Origin of the sequence: Myxococcus sp. AM010 (genome assembly GCF_013372585.1) — a bacterium.
Lineage (GTDB): Bacteria > Myxococcota > Myxococcia > Myxococcales > Myxococcaceae > Myxococcus > Myxococcus vastator.
In genome coordinates, this window is the sequence record NZ_JABXEO010000008.1 from 43,456 (window position 1) to 63,703 (window position 20,248).

Consider the following 20,248-nt stretch of genomic DNA (forward strand, 5'->3'; position numbering starts at 1 on the left):
ATGCCGGACAGGACCTGCTCCTCCCGCGTCCGCGCATCGGCGAAGGCGGCGGGTGCCTGGGCCTGCACGGGGTCCGGCAGCTTCTTGCGGTCCACCTTCCCGCTGGGCGTCAGCGGGAAGGACTCCAGCACGACGAAGTGCGCCGGCACCATGTAGTTCGGAAGCTGGCCCATGGCGTGGTCGCGCAGGGACTGAATCGTCAGCGACGCGCCCGGACGGCCCACGGCGTAGGCCGCGAGCTGCCCCTGGTGGACCACGATGACCGACCGCTGAACCGCGGGGTGACTGTCGACGACGGCCTCCACCTCACCCAGCTCGATGCGGTAGCCGCGCAGCTTCACCTGGTCGTCGATGCGGCCCAGGAAGTCGATGCTGCCGTCGGCGCCCCAGCGCGTGAGGTCGCCGGTGCGGTAGAGGCGGGCATTCGGCGCGTCGGAGTAGGGGTCCGGGATGAAGCGCGTTCGGGTGAGCTCGTCGAGCCCGTGGTACCCACGCGCGAGCGCCACGCCGCCCACGTACAGCTCGCCCGGAACGCCGATGGGGACCCGCCGTTTGTCGGCATCGAGGATGCGCGCCACGAGCCCCGGCAGGGGCCGGCCGATGGGCGGAACGCCCGTGTCGCCCTGCTTGAGCTCGGCGACCGTCGCGATGACGGTTGTCTCCGTCGGGCCATATGCGTTGACGAAGCGCCGGGTGCCCGTCACCCACTTCTTCACCAGCTCCGAGGGGAGCGCTTCTCCGGCCGTGACGAGCACGCGGAGGTCGGGATAGGCCCCGTCCGGCAGCGTCGCGAGCGCGGAGGGTGACAGCACCACCTGGGTGATGTGCTTCTCCGTGAGCACCGTGGCCAGGGCCTCGCCCACGCGCGCGGTCTCATCGGTGGGCAGCACCAGCCGGGCGCCGCTGGCGAACGCCATCACGATGTCCCAGACGGACACGTCGAAGGACAGCGACGCCGCCTGGAGCAGCCGGCTGTCCGGTCCGAGCCCGAAGCGCGGGACCGAGGCCACGGCGAGGTTCGCCACGCCCCGGTGCTCCAGCACCGCGCCCTTCGGCTTCCCGGTGGAACCCGAGGTGTAGATGACGTAGGCGGCCGAACTCGCGTCGGGGAACGGCAGGGTGGACGGCGCGGCGTGCTCCGGCAGGGGCTCGTCCATCCACAGCGTCTGGCCCCGGAAGCCCGGCCGCTCGCCCAGGGCGCGCTCCGTGAGCAGCACCTCCGCGCCCGAGTCTTCCAGCATGTGGCCCAGGCGCGCCTGGGGGTACTCCGGGTCGAGCGGCACGTATGCGCCGCCGGCCTTCCACACGCCCAGGATGCAGGTGATGAAGTCCACCGACTTCGGCAGGCAGATGGCGGCCCGCTTCTCCCGGCCGAAGCCCAGCGAAACGAGGTGCCGGGCGAGGCGCGTGGCGCGCCGGTCGAGCTCGCCGTAGCTCAGGCGGACGTCGCGATGCTCCAGGGCAATGGCCTCCGGTGCTCGCGCGACCTGCGCCTGGAACAGCTCCACCACCGAGCCGGGCGCGGGAGGGGCGCTGGGGCCGTGTTCCCACTTCGCCACCAGGCTGGCTTCGCTCGCACCCAGCAGCGCGAACTCGGGCACCCGGCGCTCCGGCGCCTGCACCGCTTCGCGGAGCATGACGACGAGGTGCTCGGCCATCCGCTCGATGCGCTCACGGTCGAACAGGTCCGTGCTGAACTCGAGCAGGCCGGCGAGGCCATCCGTGGACTCCTGCATGGACAGCGTCAGGTCGAACTTGGCGGTGACGCTGTCCAGGTCGAGCAGCTGCACGTCGAGCCCGTCCAGCGCGGGCGGTGAGAACGGCGCGTTCTGGAGCGCGAACATCACCTGGACCAGGGGCTGCCGGCTGAGGCTGCGCTCGGGCGCGACCACCTCCACCAGCTTCTCGAAGGGCACGTCCTGGTCCGCGTAGGCGTCCAGGGCCGTGCGCCGGACGCGCGCCAGCAACTCCAGGAAGCTGGGGTCGCCGGCCAGGTCCATCCGGAGCGCGAGCGTGTTGACGAAGAAGCCAATCAGCGGCTCCGTCGCCGCGCGATTCCGGTTCGCCACCGGCGAGCCGATGATGAGGTCCTTCTGGCCGCTCAGCCGCGACAGGTAGGCGGTGAAGGCCGTCAGCAGCGTCATGTACAGCGTGGCGCCTTCCCGGCGGCTCAGCTCCTTCAGGCGCGCCGTGAGGGAGCGGTCCACGTCGAAGCGGACCACGCCGCCGCGGTACGTCGGCGTCTCCGGCCGGGGCCGGTCGCTGGGGAGGTTGAGCGACGTGGGCGCCCCCGCCAGGCGCTGCTTGTGCGCCTCAATGGACTCCGCGAGCGCACCGTCCCGCAGGAGCTGCCGCTGCCACAGCGCGAAGTCCGCGTACTGGACCTGGAGCGGCGGCAAGGCCAGCTCACGCTGCGAGCGCAGCGCGTTGTAACCGGCCGCGAGCTCACGCGCGAGGATGCCCACGGACCAGCCGTCGGAGACGACGTGGTGCATGGTCAGGACCAGCACATGTTCCACCTCCGAGATGCGGAAGAGGCGCATCCGGAGCAGCGGACCTCGCTCGAGGTCGAACGGCCGGGAGACCTCCAGGCCCGCCTGGACCTGGATGAGCTTGAGCAGCTCCGCCTCCGAGGCTCCGGCCGGGCGGACCAGCTCCTCAGCAGGCGGAAGCTCGACCGTGACGTTCGTGGAGATGGCCTGGAAGGGCTGCGCGCCCTCCGCCGGGAAGCAGGTGCGGAGCACCTCGTGCCGCTGGACGATGGCGTCCAGGCTCTGCCGCAGGGCCTCGTGGTGGAGGGGTCCGCGGAGCCGGAGCACCAGCGGGATGACGTAGATGGGAGCCCGCGTCTCCTCGATGCGGTCCACGATCCACAGCCGCTCCTGGGAGGAGGACAGCGGGATGCGCTCCGGGCGCTCCATGGGTCCGGTGAAGTCGACCGCGGCCGCTCCGGGACGCTGGCGCTGCTGTTGGACGGCCGCCACGAGCCCCGCGACGGTGGGACCCGCGAAGAACGTGCGCAGGGGAACCTCCACCCCCAGCACGGCGCGAATGCGGGACACGACCTGCGTGGCCAGCAGCGAATGGCCGCCGAGGTCGAAGAAGCTGTCATGTACGCCCACACGCTCCGCGCCGAGCAGCTCGGCGAAGATGCTGGCCAGGATCTCCTCCTCGCCGTCGCGCGGCTCGACATAGGCCGTCTCCAGTCCCTGTGAGACGGACGGGAGGGGCAGGGCGCGCCGGTCGACCTTGCCGTTTTCGGTCAGCGGAATCCGGTCGACGACCATGATGCTCGCGGGCACCATGTACTCGGGGAGATGCGCTTGCGTCCGCTTGCGCAGCTCGCTCTCCAGGCGGCGGTCCACCCGGCTCCGGAGCGGGTCATTGGCGCGGCGCGCCCCCGCGACGACTTCCGGTGCGCTTCCGAAGAGGGCCACGGGCCCCCGCGTCGCCTTCGCGGCCGGGGTGAAGACCGCGTCGAAGGAACCGTCCACGCCGCCGCGCGACCAGTCCAGGGCGACGTCGAGGGACAGGGCCTCCGCGAGCTGGTGGAGTGACTCGGGGTCGATGCCAGGCTCCGGGTCGCTCGCGGGCGTCGTGGCATCGCGGTCCAGCACACGCCGGCGGAGCTTCTCGAAGGAACCGGGCCGCGCGGACGCTCCATCCGTCACGCTCGCCAGCGCGTCCAAGGAAGCCTCGACGCGCGCGTTCCGGATGCCGCGCAGGCCGACGCGTCGCGTGCCGTCCTGGGCCAGCCGGGCGCGGAGCTCGGGCAGGCTCACGTTGCCCGGGCCCCAGGCCACGTCGGCTGCGGCGCTCGGCGGGGTGTCCAGGTGGATGAGCACGTCGTAGCGGAAGCGCGTCAGCTCGTTCAGGCACGCGCCCCGCTTCGGGCGAATCTCCACGTGGGTGAGGCGGGGGATGCGCTGCTTCAGGGCCCAGAAGAAGTCCGGGGCGAGCACCAGCTCCTCTTCCGCCGCCATGCGCTGCGCCACGCGGTCCTTGAGCACCTGCGGTTCGAGCGTGCCAGACGCCTGCGCCAGGACGATGGACGCGTGGAACGCCTCGAGCAGGCGGAAGTTCCGCACGTCACCGACGAAGATGACGCCGCCCGTGTCCAGCCGCTGTGCGGCCTTCTCCAGGGCCTGGGCGAGGTACTCCGCGCTCGGGAAGTACTGGACCACCGAGTTCAGCATCACCGCGTCGAAGCGCATGTCGCCGAAGTCGATGCTGTCCAGTTGGTCCGCCGCGCAGTGGAAGAGCTTCGCGTGCTCCAGCCCGGCCGACTTCGCCGTGACGCCCCGGAGCATGTCGACGACGACCCCCGAGACGTCGGTGGCCCAGTACGCCTCCGTGGACGGCGCGATCCGCGTGAGGAGCAGCCCCGTGCCGCAGCCAATCTCGAACACGCGGCGGGGCGCCCGCACGAGAAGCTGGTGGACCGTGTGGTCGACCCACTCCTTCATCGCCTCCGCGCTGAGCGGCGCGCCAGTGTAGCTGCTGTCCCAGCCCGCGATGTTGAAGCGGGGGTCCAGCTGCGGCTCGCTGGCCGAGCGCGCATAGAGGTCGTCGTAGAGCGCCTTCCACTCGCCCACGTGCGTGTCACCGACGCCGCCGTCCGCATCCGAGGACAGGAGCGTCTGAGCGGCGTTCTCCCTGGGCACGACGTAGGCGGCGATGCGCCGGTCGTCCGCGCTGCGCTCATGCGTGGTGACGTAGGCATCCGCGACCGCCGGGTGCGTGGCGAGCACCGACTGGATTTCACCCAGCTCGATGCGGAACCCGCGAATCTTCACCTGGTCGTCGATGCGCCCCAGGTACGTGAAGCCGCCATCCGGGAGGCGGATGGCGAGGTCGCCCGAGCGGTAGAGCCGCTTGCCCGGCGAGGACGGGTCTTCGATGAAGCGCTGCGCGGTGAGCTCGGGACGCTTCAGGTAGCCGCGCGCGACGCCAGCGCCGCCGACGTACATCTCTCCCGGGACGCCAGCCGGCACGGGCTGACCGTGCTCGTCGAGCAGGTGCAGCTCGAGGTCCGGGAGCGGGCGCCCGATGGGGCTCGCGGCGGAGGTGAGGTCGGCCTCGGTCACCCGGTAGTACGTGACATGCACCGTGGTCTCGGTGATGCCGTACATGTTGATGAGCTGCGTGTCGGCGTCGCCATACCGGTCGAACCATGGGCGGACGGTCGCAGCGTCCAGCGCCTCGCCGCCGAAGATGATCCACTTGAGGCTTCGGCCGCCCTTGCCATCCGCGATGGACGGCGCGCGCGTCAGCGCACGGAACGCGGACGGCGTCTGGTTGAGGACCGTCACGCCTTCACGCGCAATCAGCTCACCGAAGGCCTCGGGCGCGCGCGTCATCCAGTGGGGCACGACGACCAGGCGCCCGCCGTACAGCAGCGGCCCCCACAGCTCCCAGACGGAGAAGTCGAACGCCGCGGAGTGGAACAGCGTCCAGACGTCATCCGGCCCGAAGCCATAGAGCGGCTCCGACGTGGTGAACAAGCGGGTGGCGTTGGCGTGGGTGACGATGACGCCCTTGGGGCGCCCCGTCGAACCGGACGTGTAGATGACGTAGGCGGCGCTCTCCGGCGTGATGGCCGGCTCGGGGTTCGGCGCACGCCGGCCGCCCTGCCAGTCGAGCGCGTCCACGAAGACGGTGGACACACGCTGCGTGGGGAGGTCACCGGTGCGGCTGGACTCGGTCACCAGCGCTGCGACCTCCGCGTCCTCCAGAATCAACGCGAGCCGGTCCTTCGGGCTGGCGGGGTCCAGCGGCACATAGGCGCCGCCGGCCTTGAGCACGCCAAGAATGGAGACGACCAGCTCCGCGCCGCGATCGACGCAGATGCCCACCAGGGACTCGGGGCCCACGCCGTGGTCGCGCAGCGCGTGCGCCAGGACGTTCGCCCGGGCGTTGAGCTCGGCGTAGCTGAGGTGCGTCTCGCCGAACGTCAGCGCGGTGGCGTTCGGGCTGCGCTCGGCCTGGGCCTCGAACCAACCCGCGAGCGTCCGCGCGGCGGTGACGGCCGGGGCGCTTTCAACGCGAGCCTCGTATACGGGGGCCGGGGCCTTGACCGCCAGGGACAGCCGGGCGACTGGCGCGTCCGGCGCGCGGACCATCTCCTCGACCAGCTTCTCGAAGTAGCCGCGCCACAGGGCGACGGTGTCGTCGTTGAAGAGGGCGCGGTTGAAGCGCAGCACGCCGGAGAAGGCGCCCCGCGTCTCCCACAGCTCCAGCGTGAGGTCGAACTGCGATTCCTGATCGCTGATGGGGAAGGGCTCCAGCTCCAGGTTGCCCCAATAGACGCGGGCGTCCTCGTCAGGCGAGGCCCACAGCGCCATACCGCCGCCGCCCTCGCGCGACGCGTGGTGGACGATGGACGCTTGGAAGAGGGGAGACACGCCCGGACGGCGCTCGATGCCCAGCCGCTCCACGAGCGACGCGAAGGGGAGGTCCTGGTGGGCGAGCGCCTCATGGACGACGGTGCGCATCCGGCCCAGCAACGTCCGGGTGGAGGGCGCACCGGAGAGGTCCGCGCGCAGCGCCACCGCGTTGGCGAAGTAGCCCACCACGTCGTGGAAGGCCGAGCCGGGCCGGCCCGCCGTGGGCGAGCCAATCAAGATGTCCTCCTGCCGCGCCAGGCGCCCCAGCAGGGCGGCATAGGCGGACACGAGCACGACGAAGGGCGTGGCCTCGGCGCTCTGCGCGAGCGCCTTGATGCGGGCCGTCAGCTCCGCGGAGAGGCGGAAGGGGCTCGCGCCGCTCCGGTTCGCGGCGATCGCGGCCCGGCTCCGGTCGGCGGGCAGCGCCAGGATGGGAAGCTCACCGGCGAGCTTCCTCTGCCAGTAGTCCCAATGGGCGCGCCCCGCGGCACCCGACACCGTCTCCGCCTGCTGCGCGACGAAGGCGGCGTAGCTGCCCGAGACGGGCGGCAGGGACGGCTGCTCGCCGCGCGCGATGGCCTGATAGAGCTGGTTGAACTCCTGCTGGAGGATGCCCGCGGACCACCCGTCGTAGACGATGTGGTGGACGGTCATCAGGAGGACGTGGTCCTCGGCACCCAGGGAGAAGAGGTTGCAACGGAGCAGCGGGCCCCGCTCCAGGGAGAACGGCTGACGGTAGGCGCGGGCCACCTCGGCCTGGAGCTGCTCGGGGCTCCAGCCTTGCGCGTCTACATGGGTGAAGCTCGGCTCGAGCGCCGGGTGGCACGTCTGGACGAGCTGGCCTTCCGCGGTGGACGAGAACGTGGTGCGCAGGGACGCGTGGCGCTCGGCCAGCATTCCGAACGCGCGCTTGAGCGAGGCCACGTCGATTCGCGAGCGGATGCGCAGCGCGAAGGGCGTGTTGTAGGCCGCGCTCTCCGGGTCCTGCTGGTGCAGGAGCCACAGCGCCTTCTGTCCGGACGCGAGCGGGGAGAGGCGGGGAGCCGCCTTCCCGGACTTCGCCATGAGCTCGGCGAGCAGCTTGCGCTTCGCCTCGAGCGAGAGGCCCTTCATGTTGTCAGCCGGGGTGCTCATGCCGTCTCCCTCTCCTGCGCCGTCTGCGCGGCGAGCATCGCCTGGAGGATCGTGTCCAGCTCGCTCTCCGACATGCTGTTCACCTGCTGCTCGATTTCGGCTTCCTCCGTCACCGGTTCCGGCGGGGGCGCCGCGGCGGCGGCACCGGGCCCGTCGAACTTCGACGACAGGTTGGCGGCGACCTCCACCAGGCTCCCCGCGCGCAGCAGCTCCAGCGCGGGAACCTCGATGCCGAGCGCCTCGCGGATGGTCCGCTGGACCTGCATCGACAGGAGCGAGTCCACGCCCAGCAGCGACAACGGCTTCTGTGGTTCCACCCGCTCCATGGGAATCTGGAGGATGGCGGCGAGCCGCTCGATGAGGAACTTCTGCAGCTCCGGCTGCCGTTCATCCGGGGCCAGGCCCGACAGGTGGCCACGGAGCTGCTCCGCCTCGCTCTGGGCACCGCCCTGGGTACTGCCCAGCAGGTGTGACGTCCTGGCGGACTTGCCCAGGTGCGGGGCGGCGCGGCCCAGCTTGGACCACTGCACGTCGAAGAGGCCCAGCTGCGGCGTGCGCAGGCGCAGCACCCGCTTGAGCGCGGTCAACACGGCGGCGGGCGCCATCGGGTTGAGGCCGAGCGATTCGAGGTACGTCCGCACCGCTTCGTCCTGGGCCATGCCGAACTCACCCAGCACGCCCCATTGGATGCTGATGGCCGCAAGCCCCCGCGCGGTCCGGTGCTCCGCGAGCGCGTCGAGGAAGCTGTTCGCCGCGACGTAGTTGCCCTGCCGCGGGTTGCCAATCAGCGCGGCGACGGACGAGAACAGGACGAAGAGGTCCAGCGGCCGGTCCTGCGTCAGCTCGTGAAGAATCCACGCGCCGCCCGCCTTGGGCGCCATGACGCGCTGGATGCGCTCGAGGTTCAGGTCGGGCATCGGCGCGTCGTCCAGCACGGCCGCCGTGTGCAGCACGCCCTTGAGCGGCGGGTGCGTGGCGTCGATGCGCGCAAGCAGCGCCCGCATGTCGTCCATGCTGCTGACGTCCGCGGCGGCCGCGGTGACGCGCGCGCCAGCCGCCTCAAGCTCCTGGACCAGCGCCCTGGCTTCCGGCGTGGAGGCGCCCTTGCGGCCGGTGAGCACCAGGTGGCGCGCACCCTCCGCGACCATCCAGCGGGCGAGCGCGAGGCCGAACCCGCCGAAGCCTCCGGTGACGAGGTACGTGGCGTTCGCCTCGAAGAGCGGCTCGTCCGCCGCCGGAGCGAGCGCGAGCGGCTCACCGTCGGTGAACGTCAGCGTGAGCCGGGCCAGGCCCTGGTCTCGCGAATGCTCCGCCAGCCAGGCCGGTGCCTCTCCCGCGCGGGCGACGGGCCAGGCCTCGGACGGCAGCGCCGGCAGCGTCGGGTACCGGCCGAGGACGGACTGGAGCCGCGCGGCGGCGTCCTGGGGGCGCTGGCGCAGCATGGCCGCGACGTCCACGCGTGCGCAGGCCGCGCCACGAGGCCAGGCGGTGGCGAACAGGCCCTCCGCTGGAGCGAGCGGGCCCGCGTCGACGAAGCGCCCGAAGGCCCCGAGCACACTGGTGAGGGTGGGCTCCGCGTCGCAGGACGCGTTCACCAGCAGGTCCACGCCCGCGCCGTCCGTCCACTTCAGGAGGTCTTCCGGGAGGGAAGGGGAGCGCCGGTCGAAGACGCGGACACCGTCCGGCACCTGGTGCGTGCCGGCGTCCAGGATGATGGCCGTCCGGGCTCCCGCCGCGCGGCCGAGTTCGACCACGGCGGTCCCCACGCCACCAGCGTCCCCGATGACGAGGAGCCGCTCGGAGGGCTGGAGGTGACCATGCACATGGAGCGCGTACTCCGCGCCGAGGAAGGGCAGCAGCCGGCCCTGAGACGCGCCGGCGCTGACGAAGTCCCGGTCCAGGCGCAGCACCACGTGCGTCCCGACAACGGGCGCTTCTTGCGCGACCAGCGCCTGCACCACCTGGCCGGCCGTGAAGCCCTGCGTGGCCTCGCCCACCGCCACGACGACACCGCCCACCTCCAGCGGCCAGTGCGTGTCGGACGCGCGCCGGCCCTGCACGGCCGCGGCGCGGGTCAGCGTCACGTGGGTGACCTTGATTTCGACCTCTCCGCGCGCGGGCTGCTTGCGCGTGGCACGTCGAGGCCGGCGCTCGGCGCCGTCGAGGGCGATCTCGAACACCTGCTCCACCCCAGCCGGCGCGGGCGTCCCCTTCGTCTGGGCCTCCCACTCCGGCAGGGGCTTCGCGCTGAGGCGGCGGACGAAGCGGCGGGAGTCGCGCAGCGCGACCTCCTCCTCCTGCGTCTCCGCGAGCAGCTCGCTCGCGAGCCGTTCGATCAGCTCCGACTGCGACGCCGAGGCGCCCTTCGGCAGGTCGATGGAGCGGGTCCGCAGGTGCGGGAACTCCGCGGGGACGACGCGCGCGAAGCCAATCAGCGGCGTGGCGGACAGCGCGCTTGGCGCGTCGCCCGGGGCCGCGCGCTGTGCGTCGCGGGTGACGATTCGCAGCGACGCGCCATCGCCCGGCGCCAGGGCCAGCACCACGTCGAGCAGCGCCTGGACGTCGTTCGACTCAACCCCCGGCTGCGCGTCCAGGCCGGCGAGGTAGGCAACGTGCTGGATGCGGACACGGCCCACGGCCTCCACGACGGCACGGACGTCCTCCGCGTTTCCGGGACGAATCTGGAAGCGGTGGTTCGACTCGCGGACGAACGTCTCGCCGCGCGTCACCAGGACCAGGTCCTGGATGCCGGTCCGCTCGAGCTCACGCGTCAGCTCGGCACCGATTCCGCCCTGGTCGGCGAAGACGAGCCAGGTGCCCTGGCTCTTCGCGGGCAGCTCCTCGGCGGTGGCCTCGAAGGCGTGCGTGTACATCCAGTCGTAGAACGCCGGCCTGGGCACGGACTCCTCGCGGTCCGCGAGCGCGGCGCACTCGACGCCCGTCAGCCTCGCGGCCACGCGGCCCTCGCCGTCCAGCAGCGTGATGTCGCACTCCAGCGTGTGGGCGGTGCGCGCGCGAATCCGGGCATGGCACCACAGCGGCGCGTGGGGCGCGGGCGGGGCGGAGAGCTGGATGCTCCGGCAGCCCATGGGCAGGTAGAGCCGCGCGTCGTCCTCGGGGAGCCAGGACACCATGGCCTGGAGGCACGGGTCCAACCACACGGGGTCGAGCAGCATCCGCGAATCGGCGGTGACGCGGGCCACCTCCGCGTCGGGGAGGACAATCTCGGCCAGCAGCTCCTGCTCGTTGCGGCGCAGCGTGCGGATGCCGCGCAGGCTGGGGCCGTACTCGAGCCCGCGCGTCGCCAGCATCCGGTACAGCGCCTCGGTGTCGAGCGGCGCCTCGGCGTGGATGCCGAGCTCGCTCACGCGGGCCTGCGTCTCCGGCGGCGTGTCGACATTCCGGCGGATGCGCGCCGTGGCGTGGCGGGTCCACGCCGTGCGGTTGTCGCGCGGCCGGCTGTAGATGGTCACCGTCTGAGCCGCCTCGTCGTACGTGGTCCGGACGACGGGCTCGTCATGGCCCGTGACGACGAGCGCGTTCTCGAACCGCACCTCTTCCAGTGCATGCGGCGCGGAGAGGCCCATGGCGTGACGAACGGCGAGCGCCAGCTCGACGTAGGTGGCGCCAGGGACGACGAGCGAGCCCCGGACGCGGTGGTCCTGGAGGCACGGCAGGAAGCGCGCGTTCAGCCCGCGCTCCCAGGAGGGCAGCGGCGCGGAGACGCGGGGACCGAGCAGCGAATGCTCGTCCGAGCCCCGGCGGTCCGTGAGGGCCTCCTCTGACTCGTGCCAGTGCTTCTCACGCTGCCAGGGGTAGGTGGGGAGCGAGGTGTAGCGCGAGCCTCGCGGGTAGAGGCCGCTCCAGTCGATGGGGATGCCCGCGACGTAGAGCTCCGCCAGGGCCTTGGTGAACGTCTTGTGCTCGGGCTCCTGCCGCCGGAGGGAGGTGAGGACGCGGCCCTCGACGCGGGCCTCCGCGCAGCACTCCTTGATGGACGCCAGCAGCACGGGGTGGGGCCCCAGCTCGATGAAGAGCCGGTAGCCGTCCTTCAGCATCTGCCCCGCGGCCTTCGCGAAGAGCGTGGGCTCGCGGATGTTGTCGCACCAGTACTCCGCATCGTAGGCGATGCCCTCGACGCGCCCGCCCGTGACGGTGGAGTAGGTGGGCAGGTGCCCGGCGGAAGGCTGGAGTGAAGCCAGGCAGCGGCGCAGCTCCGGCTTCAGGCCCTCCATGGCGGGGCTGTGGTACGGCACCTCGACCTTCAGGATGCGCTGGAACACGCCGCGCGCCTCCAGCTCCGCGGCGATCTCCTCGATGGCCTTCGCGTCACCCGACAGGGTCACCGCGTTGGGGCCGTTGATGGCGGCGATGGACACCAGGTCCTCACGCCCCCGGATGGCGGCGCGCGCGCCTTCCTCGGAGAGCCCCACGGCGGCCATCTTGCCCTGACCCGCGGCCTTGGCCTGGATGCGGCTGCGCTCGTAGATGACGAGCATGGCCTGCTCCAGCGTGAAGCGGCCGGCGGCATAGGCTGACGCGACCTCACCCGCGCTGTGGCCAATCACCGCCGCGGGGGTGACCCCCGCGCGCCGCCACATCTCCAGCAAGCCAAGCTGGAGGAACGTGTTCGCGGGCTGCGCGATGTCCGTCCGCGCCATGTTGGAGGACTGCTCGTCCGCGAGCATCTGCTCCAGCAGCGACCAACCCGCCAGCCGCTGGAAGAGGGCGTCGCAGCGGTCCAGGGTGGCGCGGAACAGCGCGTCCTGCGCGTAGAGCTCCCGGCCCATGGCCCACCACTGGGGCCCCATGCCGGTGAAAACGAAGACGGGCCGGGCATCCGCGGCCTGGAGCGTCCGGCCGGAAGCGCCCAGCTCGGCGGGGTTGCCCGACGCGAAGGACGTCAGCCGCGCCGTCAGGTCGGCCACGTCCTCCGTGGCCAGCAGCGCCAGCCGGTGCTCATGGTGGCCGCGGCGCGTGGCCGCGGAGAAGCAAATGTCCGACAGCGAGGCAGACGACGGAGCGGCGAGCAGCTCCGCGTAGGACTGGGCCAGGGCGCGCAGGGCCTCGGGGCCGCGGGCGGAGAGGGGCAGCAGCAGCGGCGCCGGGGGGCCGTCGGCGCGGGCCCGCGACTCGGCGGGCGGGGCCTGCTCGATGACGCAGTGGGCGTTGGTGCCGCCATAGCCGAAGGAGTTGACGCCCATCCGCAGCGGCTCGTCCTTCCGGGGCGCGAGCGTTTCGAGCGCGCGCGGGATGCGGATGCCCAGCGTGTCGAAGGGGATGGCGGGGTTGAGGTCGCGCAGGTTGGCCTGCGGGGGCAGCTGCCGGTGCTGCAGGCACAGGCTCGCCTTGATGAGCCCGGCGACGCCGGCCGCGGCCTCCAGGTGCCCGATGTTGGCCTTGAGCGAGCCGACCCAGGGGCCCTGGCCGTCCTCGCGCTTGGAGACGGCGCCCAGGCCCCCCAGCTCCGCCGGGTCTCCCACGGCGGTGCCCGTGCCATGGGCTTCGAAGGCATGGAGCTCAGTGGGGTCCAGCGCGGCGCTGGCGCAGACGCGGCGAATCAGCGCTTCCTGCGCGCGGGAGCTCGGCGCCGTCATGGACTCGCTGTGGCCGTCCTGGTTGACGCCCGTCCCTCGAATGACGGCGTAGACGCGGTCCTGGTCCCGGACCGCGTCGGAGAGCCGCTTGAGCACCACGATGCCGGCGCCCTCGCCGCGGCCGTAGCCGTCCGCGCGCGTATCGAAGCTCTTGGAGTGCCCGTCCGCCGACAGGAACTTGCCCTTGCTCATGGCCACGAAGATTTCGGGCCGGAACATGACGTTGACGCCACCCGCCAGCGCCAGCGACGTGGTGCCGCTCCGCAGGTCCTGGCACGCCAGGTGGACGGCGACCATGGACGAGGAGCACGCCGTGTCCAGGGAGATGCTCGGCCCCTGGAAGTCGAACATGTACGACAGGCGGTTGGAGAGCACCGTCATCGTGGAGCCCACCGCCGTGTGCGGTCCGATGAGCTCGCGGTTCATCGGTCCCATGTGCGTGAGCATGCTGTCGAGCATGAACCCGCCGACGTAGACCCCCGTGGGGCTGCCCGCGAGCTTGTCCGCCGGAAGGCCCGCGTCCTCCAGGCTCTCCCACGCCACCTCCGCGAGCAGCCGCTGCTGTGGATCGAGCGTCGCCGCCTCACGGGGCGAAATGGAGAAGAAGGCCGCGTCGAACGTGTCGATGGCCTCCTGCAGGAAGCCGCCCGCCCGCACGTACGTCTTGCCGGGCTTGTCCGGGTCCGGGTCGTAGTACCGGCGGTGGTCCCAGCGCTCCTTCGGGACTTCCACGATGGCGCAGCGGCCCTGCGTGAGCAGCTCCCAGAGGTGGCGTGGTGACCTGGCGCCCCCTGGAAAGCGGCAGCCGATGCCAATGATTGCGATGGGGTCTTGTTCAATATTGGACGCTGCGCTCATATCCAAAACCTACACCAGTAACGGATTATCCGTAAAGTCAAGGTTATATTCTCAACTCTTGAGAGTGATTGTGTATGAATGGGTTACAGTTTGTGTCACAGCCGCGTGCCCTCTGAGACACGACGTTTCAGATCCGTGAGAAAACGGTCGACGCCGGGTTCCTTCACCCCATTCTTGATACGGATGTCGTGTGGGGCTCCCCCTCTGGCATTGGCGCCCAGGGACATCCTCTCAGCCCTGTCTGACACCTGTGAGGCTTCGTCGTGTCCCTTGCCCCTTCTTCGGTTCGCGTCTTCCGGCATGAATCGGAATTCGGCCGCTGGGAGATGGTGGAGGGCGCGCCGGACGCCCGGCTCCGTGGGATGGTGGCGGGGTCCTATTGGGGCTACGACGAGCGGACGCCGGTCCCCATGCGCCGCCGCGAGCTGCCGTCTCCGCAGGTGGTGCTCATCATCGACTTCGGGCCGTGGCTCCGGATTCTCGACCCGCGAGACGCCTGTGTCGCCGCGCGCCACACGGATGGCTTCGTCGCCGGGTTGGATGACTCGTTCTCACTCACTGAGACGCCGGGCGCGATGCGCGGCCTCCAGGTCAATTTCACGCCCATGGGGGCGCGGCTGTTCTTCGGGATGCCCCTGCGCGTCCTGGCGCGGCGGGTGGTGGGGCTGCGCGACGTCCTGGGCGCCCAGGCCTCGCTGCTGGCGGAGCAGCTCCAGGAGTCGCCAGGCTGGGCGGCCCGCTTCGCGTTGCTCGACCAGTTCCTGCTGAAGCGCATCCACGAAGCGCGCGCCATCGCGGCATGTGTCCCTTGGGCCTGGGAGCGGCTGGTCGCGAGCGGGGGTGGGGTGGAGATTGGCGGGCTGGCCGGCGAGCTGGGCTACAGCCAGAAGCACCTCATCACCCGCTTCAACGAGGAGTTGGGGATGCCGCCCAAGCTGCTGGCCCGGCTGCTTCGCTTCGACCAGGTCATCCAGCGGCTGAAGGCGGGCGGCGTGACGGGCACCTGGGCCGAGCTGGCGCTGGCGCACGGCTACTACGACCAGGCGCACTTCAACCGCGACTTCCGTCAGTTCACCAGGCTGACGCCTCGGGAGTACGTCCGGCTCCAGCTTCCGGACCACGGCGGCCTCCGCGGCGACTGAGCCCGGACGTTGGCGAGTCAAACACCGCCAGTGCCTCCGCTTCCCCGAGCCCCTTGACTCCCCTAGGGTGCCGCGCCACCGATGCCATCCGAAGTCACTGTTCAATCAACGTTGTTTGAATCCCTGGTCCGCCTGGCCCGGCCCGACGCGAAGCTCCAGGCGGAGTTCCTGGCCGCGGGCTTCGACATGGACAAGCCCCGGGCCACCTATCCCGCGGCCGTGTTCGCGGGGTGTCAGGAGGCGACGGTGCGTCACCGCTACGCGGGCCTGGACCGCAAGGCGGCCTACCGGACGCTGGGGCGGGAGCTGGTGCGCAGCTACTTCGACACCCTGGTGGGCAAGGTGGTGGGCATGGCCCTCAAGGTGGCCGGGCCCGAGCGCGCCATGAAGCGCGTGTCGCTGAGCTTCAGCTCCGTCTTCTCCCCGGTGGACATCCAGGTGGAGTCACTGGGCCCGGCGGACTGGCGCGTCCGCTTCCGGAGCTACCCCTTCCCGGCGGAGGCCGCCGCGGGCACCTGTGAAGGTGCGCTGCGGCAGGCCGGCGCCACCGAGCCCCAGGTGAACGTGGAGCGCTACGAGCCGCCCGACGGCTTCGACCTGCGCATCCGCTGGAGCTGACCCGTCAGGGTGAGGACGGGCCCCCCAGCGCCACCGCGGACACCACGGTGGGCTCCGTCACGTTGTCGGTGGACGTACGGTCGATGAGCACGTTGAGCGGATCAATGCCCACCTGGACGGGCTTCACGGGGACGGTGAAGGTGAGCTCCGATTCGCCCTTCGTCACCCGGCGCTTCTCCAGGAAGATGGCCTCGCCGCGCTCGTCGAGCGCGCCCACGTCCATCCAGTCGTTGAAGTCCACCTCCGTCTGTTCCCCCTGCTCGTCGGCGCGGAACTTCTTCGCCAGCACCTTGAGGGTGACATCCCAGGTGCCCTGGTCGTTCTGCCGCGCCCGCGCGGAGACGGCGCGGTTGTCGTAGAGGGTGATGGTCTCGAACAGGTCCTCGATGAGGTACTGGTACTCCGGCGGCGTCTCTTCCCGGAGGAAGCCCAGCAGCTCCGTGGAGCCGGTGTACGGCGGGCCCTGGAAGCGGACCTTCTCCACATAGCGGCGCAGGGCGCGGTTCACCCGCTCCTCTCCGATGAAGTCCTGCAGCGCGTACATGACGAGGCTGCCCTTCTGGTAGTGGATGTACGCCTGCTGTTCCACCCGGGCCAGCGGCACCTCCTTCTTCGACTCGAACGCGCGGCCAGCGAGGTAGCGGTCCAGCTCGAACTTGAGGAAGCGCTTCATCTTCTTCGGCCCGAAGCGGTGCTTCATCACCATCAGCGCGGCGTACTGCGACATCGTCTCCGACGTCATCGTGGCGCCCTGCGCGCGCGCGCCCACCACCTGGTGCGCCCACCACTGGTGGGCGATCTCATGCGCGGTGACGTAGTACGGGTAGTCCACGTCGTCGGCGCGTCCGTCCTCCACGCGGGCGATGAAGCCCAGCGCCTCCGAATACGGAATCGTATTGGGGAAGGCCTGGGCGAAGCTCGCGTAGCGGGGGAACTCCAGGATGCGGGCCTGCCGGTGCTGATACGGTCCGAAGTTCTCGCTGCAGTACGCCAGCGTGTCCTTCATGCCGCGCATCATCCGGTCCAGCGCGAAGGTGTGCGTGGGGTGGTGGTAGATCTCCAGCTTCACGTCGCGCCACGTGTCGCGCATCACCTCGTAGCGCGCGGACAGGACGGAGAAGAAGTTGAGGATGGGCTTGTCCATCCGATAGCGGAAGAAGCGGCGGTCGCCCTCGGTCCACTCCTTCTCCAGGTAACCCGGGGCAATGGCAAGCTGGTCCTTCGCCGTGCTCACCGTGGCCTCGAAGGCGATGAAGTCCGAGTCCTGACGGATGTAGTTGTCCTGCTTCGCCTTCGGATCGTCGCGGTCCGGCAGGCGCTCGCGAGGCGGCAAGTCGTAGTCCTTGCGGTCCCGGTCGTCCTCCAGCTCCGCGTCCTTCTGGTAGCCCAGCACCGGCAGGTTCATGTTGTTGAAGAAGGTGCCGTTGCCCACGATGTCCGTGCGCGCCCCGCCGTGCTTGAAGCCCTTCGTGCCGAACTCCAGGTCGAACACGATGGCGGAGTCGGCGCCGGGCGCCAGCGGCGTGGGGAGCTCGTAGACGAAGATGCCGAGCTCGGCGTCATGCACCGCGGGCTTCGTCACGCCGGCCAGGGACAGGCCGCGCACCCGGGCGTCGTCCGGCAGGGTGAGCATCACCTTGGAGATGGGTACGTCCGTCTTGTTGCGGATGCGGTAGCTGCCCAGCGCCTCCAGGCGCAGCGCTTCCGGGTGGATGTGGAAGGTGACCTGCGCGGCGGTGATGCGCGGGTGGGGCAGGGCGGCGAAGGACGCGTAGTCCTTTTCGTAGCGGGCCTGCTGCCGCTCCCGGTCCTTCCGAGTGACGTACGGGTTGAGGACGTGGGTGTTGTAGTAGATGAACGCGCCCGCCCCGACGAAGACGCAGAGCGACAGCGCCGCGGCCACGGTCCACGCGCCCGTGCGCCGCGCCTTGGCCGCCGCCCAGCGCTGCTTCCAGCGCGCCTCCCGGCCCCGGACGGTGAGCAGGTAACCCGCCGCCACGAGCAGCGCCGCCAGCCCGTACCAGTAGACGCGGTGCCACACGAGCGCGGGGATGCTGCCGCCGAAGCGGTTCAGGTCGGAGTAGCGGAGCGTGGGCTCGGAGCCGTAGCGGACCAGGGCGTCTTCCACGCCCATCAGGCCCAGCGCGGCCTGGAGGACGAAGTAGAGCACCATCACCAGGTACGCCAGGTACTTCTGGTGGATGAGGACCTGCGCGAAGAAGGCCAGCACGCACAACAGCGCGTCATGCGGGAAGTCCAGCAGGAAGAGCTGCGTGGCGTAGAGGTTCCACTCGACGTCGAAGTAGCCGCGGAGCACCTGGGAGAGCAGCGCGGACAGCAGCGCCACGACCTTGAGGGAGAAGGCCACCAGCAGCAGCGCCCCCAGCTTCGCGCCATAGGTGACCCAGGACGGCACGCGCGTGGCGTCCACGATGTCGGCCAGCCCCGCGTCGCGCTCCTTCCACACCAGCTCACCCGCATAGAAGGTGATGGTGATGAGCAGGAAGGGCTGGAAGGTGCGCGTGGCCGTCTCCAGCACCTGCCACGTCACCGGCCAGGTGGCGGTGCCGAACATCTGCTTCGAGAGGGCGATGCCCATGGTGCCCATGGCGAGCCCCGCCACGACGAAGGACCAGAACACCGGGGAGCGGAGGATGTCGCGGTAGGCCAGCCAGGACGTGGCGACGGCCGTGCGCAGCCAGCTGCCCGTCGTGGGCGCCGCCCCGGTGGCGGGGAGGGTGACCGGGGCGGAGGCGTCCGCCTCCTTGAGCGCGCCGCGTCCCCGCTGCTCCTCCACGGTGGTGCGGAAGCGCAGGACGGCCAGCCCCAATATCGCGGCGCCCACCGCGCTCCACAGCAGCCGGTTGGCGAGCAGCAGCCCGGTGAAGGGGATGCGGTCCCGGTTGCGCTCGGCCGCGGTCCAGTAGCGGGTCGCGTTCTCGAAGGTGAGGAAGCCGAACGGGTCCAGCAGGGACGCCAGGTCCTGGTGCTGCACGTCGGACATGGCGGCGCTGAGCACCAGGTACCCCATCACCAGCACCACGACGCCCACGTACACGGGGGCCATGCGCCGCGTCAGCGCGGCCAGCGAGAAGAAGACGGCGCCAGCGAAGAAGAGCGTGGGCCACACGCCGATGACGTAGGGCCAGAGGTACGAGGTGAGCTGGAACGAGGTGAGCCGCTCGGAGTCCACCAGCCACACGCCCGCGGCGCCCACCAGCAACCCGGGGATGATGGCCAGCATCAGCGCCGCGCTGAAGAGGTACGCGCCCAGGAACCGGCCGAGCAGGTACGGGCCCTTCTTCACGTTCTTCGTGAAGATGAGCATCCAGGTGTTGTGGCCGAAGTCCTGGTAGGCGGCCTGGCCGAAGACGGCGGCCACCATGAAGAGGCCGAAGTAGGCCAGGCTGGTGGTGAAGTTGAAGATCGTGTGGGGGCTGTTGACGCGGACCAGCTCCGGGCCCGACGCCACGGAGAAGCCCTTGAACACGGCGCCAATCGCCAGCGTCATCAGCGCGGCGGCGGCGGCCAGCACCAGGGCGTAGACCCAGGTGGAGATCATCTTCATCCGGCGCCGCAATTCGAAGGTCAGGAGGGCGGTGAACATGGCGGGCCCTCAGGACTGCTTGGACGCCCGGGATAGCGCGTGGAAGTAGACGTCCTCCAGGTCGGGGGCGGCCGGCTCGAAGCCCTCCGGCGGAGCCTCCGCGTAGACGTGGACCAGGCGCTGTCCGGCCACGCGCCGCACGGCGATGACCTCCAGGTCCTTCATGAGCGCGTCCAGCTCCTCCTGGTGGGTGACGAAGCGCTTCCACACGCGCTGGCGCAGGGCCTCCACCAGCTTCAGCGGGTGGCCGCTGGCCACGACGTTCCCCTGGGCGAGGATGGCCATGTTCTGACAGAGGTCCGCCACGTCGGAGACGATGTGCGTGGACAGCAGCACCACCACGTCGGTGCTGATCTCCGCCAGCAGGTTGTGGAAGCGGAAGCGCTCGGCGGGGTCGAGCCCGGCGGTGGGCTCGTCCACGATGAGCAGCCTGGGGTTGCCGAGCAGCGCCTGGGCGATGCCGAAGCGCTGCTTCATGCCGCCGGAGAAGCCACCGAGCCGCCGGTCGCGGTGCTCCCAGAGGTTCGTCTTCTGCAGGAGCGCCTTCACCGTGTCATGGCGCGGTCCGCGCTGGGCCAGGCCCTTGAGCTGCGCCAGGTGGTCCAGCATGTCCCAGGCCGTCACCTTGGGATACACGCCGAAGTCCTGCGGCAGGTAGCCCAGCACCTCCCGCAGCCGGTCCTTGTCCCGGCGCAGGTCGATGCCGTCGAAGCTCATGGTGCCCGCATCCACGTCCTGCAGCGTGGCGATGCTGCGCATCAGCGTGGACTTGCCGGCGCCGTTGGGCCCGAGCAGCCCGAACATTCCGCGCGGAATGGTGAGGTTGACACCCTGCAGCGCACGGGTGCCGTTGGGGTACGTCTTCGACACGCCTTCCAGTCTGAGCTCCATGGTGGCGAACCTAAC

The 20,248-nt window shown here is 70.7% G+C and carries 6 protein-coding genes (1 of these 6 cut by a window edge); 2 read left to right on the forward strand and 4 right to left on the reverse strand.

Going from position 1 to position 20,248, the window contains the following annotated elements; genetic code table 11:
• Both HV826_RS06745 and HV826_RS06750 read right to left on the reverse strand, forming a co-directional pair.
• On the reverse strand, nucleotides 1-7,520 hold the 5' portion of the coding sequence (locus tag HV826_RS06745; RefSeq protein WP_176416178.1) for a non-ribosomal peptide synthetase. 1,627 nt of this gene lie to the left of the window's left edge; only the first 7,520 of its 9,147 coding nucleotides appear in the window; the start codon lies at nucleotides 7,518-7,520; its stop codon lies off the left edge, out of view.
• Nucleotides 7,517-13,975 carry a type I polyketide synthase gene (locus tag HV826_RS06750; protein ID WP_176416179.1) on the reverse strand — a complete coding sequence of 2,153 codons (6,459 nt, stop codon included), beginning with the start codon at nucleotides 13,973-13,975 and terminating at the stop codon, nucleotides 7,517-7,519. Before HV826_RS06750 ends, HV826_RS06745 begins: the two co-directional genes overlap by 4 nt.
• Before the next feature lie 263 nt (nucleotides 13,976-14,238).
• On the opposite strand from HV826_RS06750, the gene HV826_RS37995 reads away from it, so the two are divergent.
• Together HV826_RS37995 and HV826_RS06760 are read left to right on the forward strand one after the other, a co-directional pair.
• Nucleotides 14,239-15,117 carry a helix-turn-helix domain-containing protein gene (locus HV826_RS37995; protein WP_368670853.1) on the forward strand — a complete coding sequence of 293 codons (879 nt, stop codon included), beginning with the start codon at nucleotides 14,239-14,241 and terminating at the stop codon, nucleotides 15,115-15,117.
• A gap of 81 nt (nucleotides 15,118-15,198) precedes the next feature.
• Complete coding sequence (locus HV826_RS06760) at nucleotides 15,199-15,735, forward strand: DUF2378 family protein (RefSeq protein ID WP_176416180.1); 537 nt, start codon at nucleotides 15,199-15,201, stop codon at nucleotides 15,733-15,735.
• A gap of 4 nt (nucleotides 15,736-15,739) precedes the next feature.
• On the opposite strand, the gene HV826_RS06765 is transcribed toward HV826_RS06760, so the two are convergent.
• Nucleotides 15,740-19,342: a M1 family aminopeptidase gene (locus HV826_RS06765; protein ID WP_176416181.1), complete on the reverse strand. Its 3,603-nt coding sequence runs from the start codon at nucleotides 19,340-19,342 to the stop codon at nucleotides 15,740-15,742.
• Between the two features lie 9 nt (nucleotides 19,343-19,351).
• Complete coding sequence (locus HV826_RS06770) at nucleotides 19,352-20,233, reverse strand: ABC transporter ATP-binding protein (RefSeq protein WP_176416182.1); 882 nt, start codon at nucleotides 20,231-20,233, stop codon at nucleotides 19,352-19,354.
• Nucleotides 20,234-20,248: the final 15 nt, after the last annotated feature.

Bases quoted from the DNA above. Each gene is read 5' to 3' on its own strand.
- HV826_RS06750 (WP_176416179.1), bottom strand. From the start codon at position 13,975: ATGAGCGCAGCGTCCAATATTGAACAAGACCCCATCGCAATCATTGGC.
- HV826_RS06760 (WP_176416180.1), top strand. From the start codon at position 15,199: ATGCCATCCGAAGTCACTGTTCAATCAACGTTGTTTGAATCCCTGGTC.
- HV826_RS06765 (WP_176416181.1), bottom strand. From the start codon at position 19,342: ATGTTCACCGCCCTCCTGACCTTCGAATTGCGGCGCCGGATGAAGATG.
- HV826_RS06770 (WP_176416182.1), bottom strand. From the start codon at position 20,233: ATGGAGCTCAGACTGGAAGGCGTGTCGAAGACGTACCCCAACGGCACC.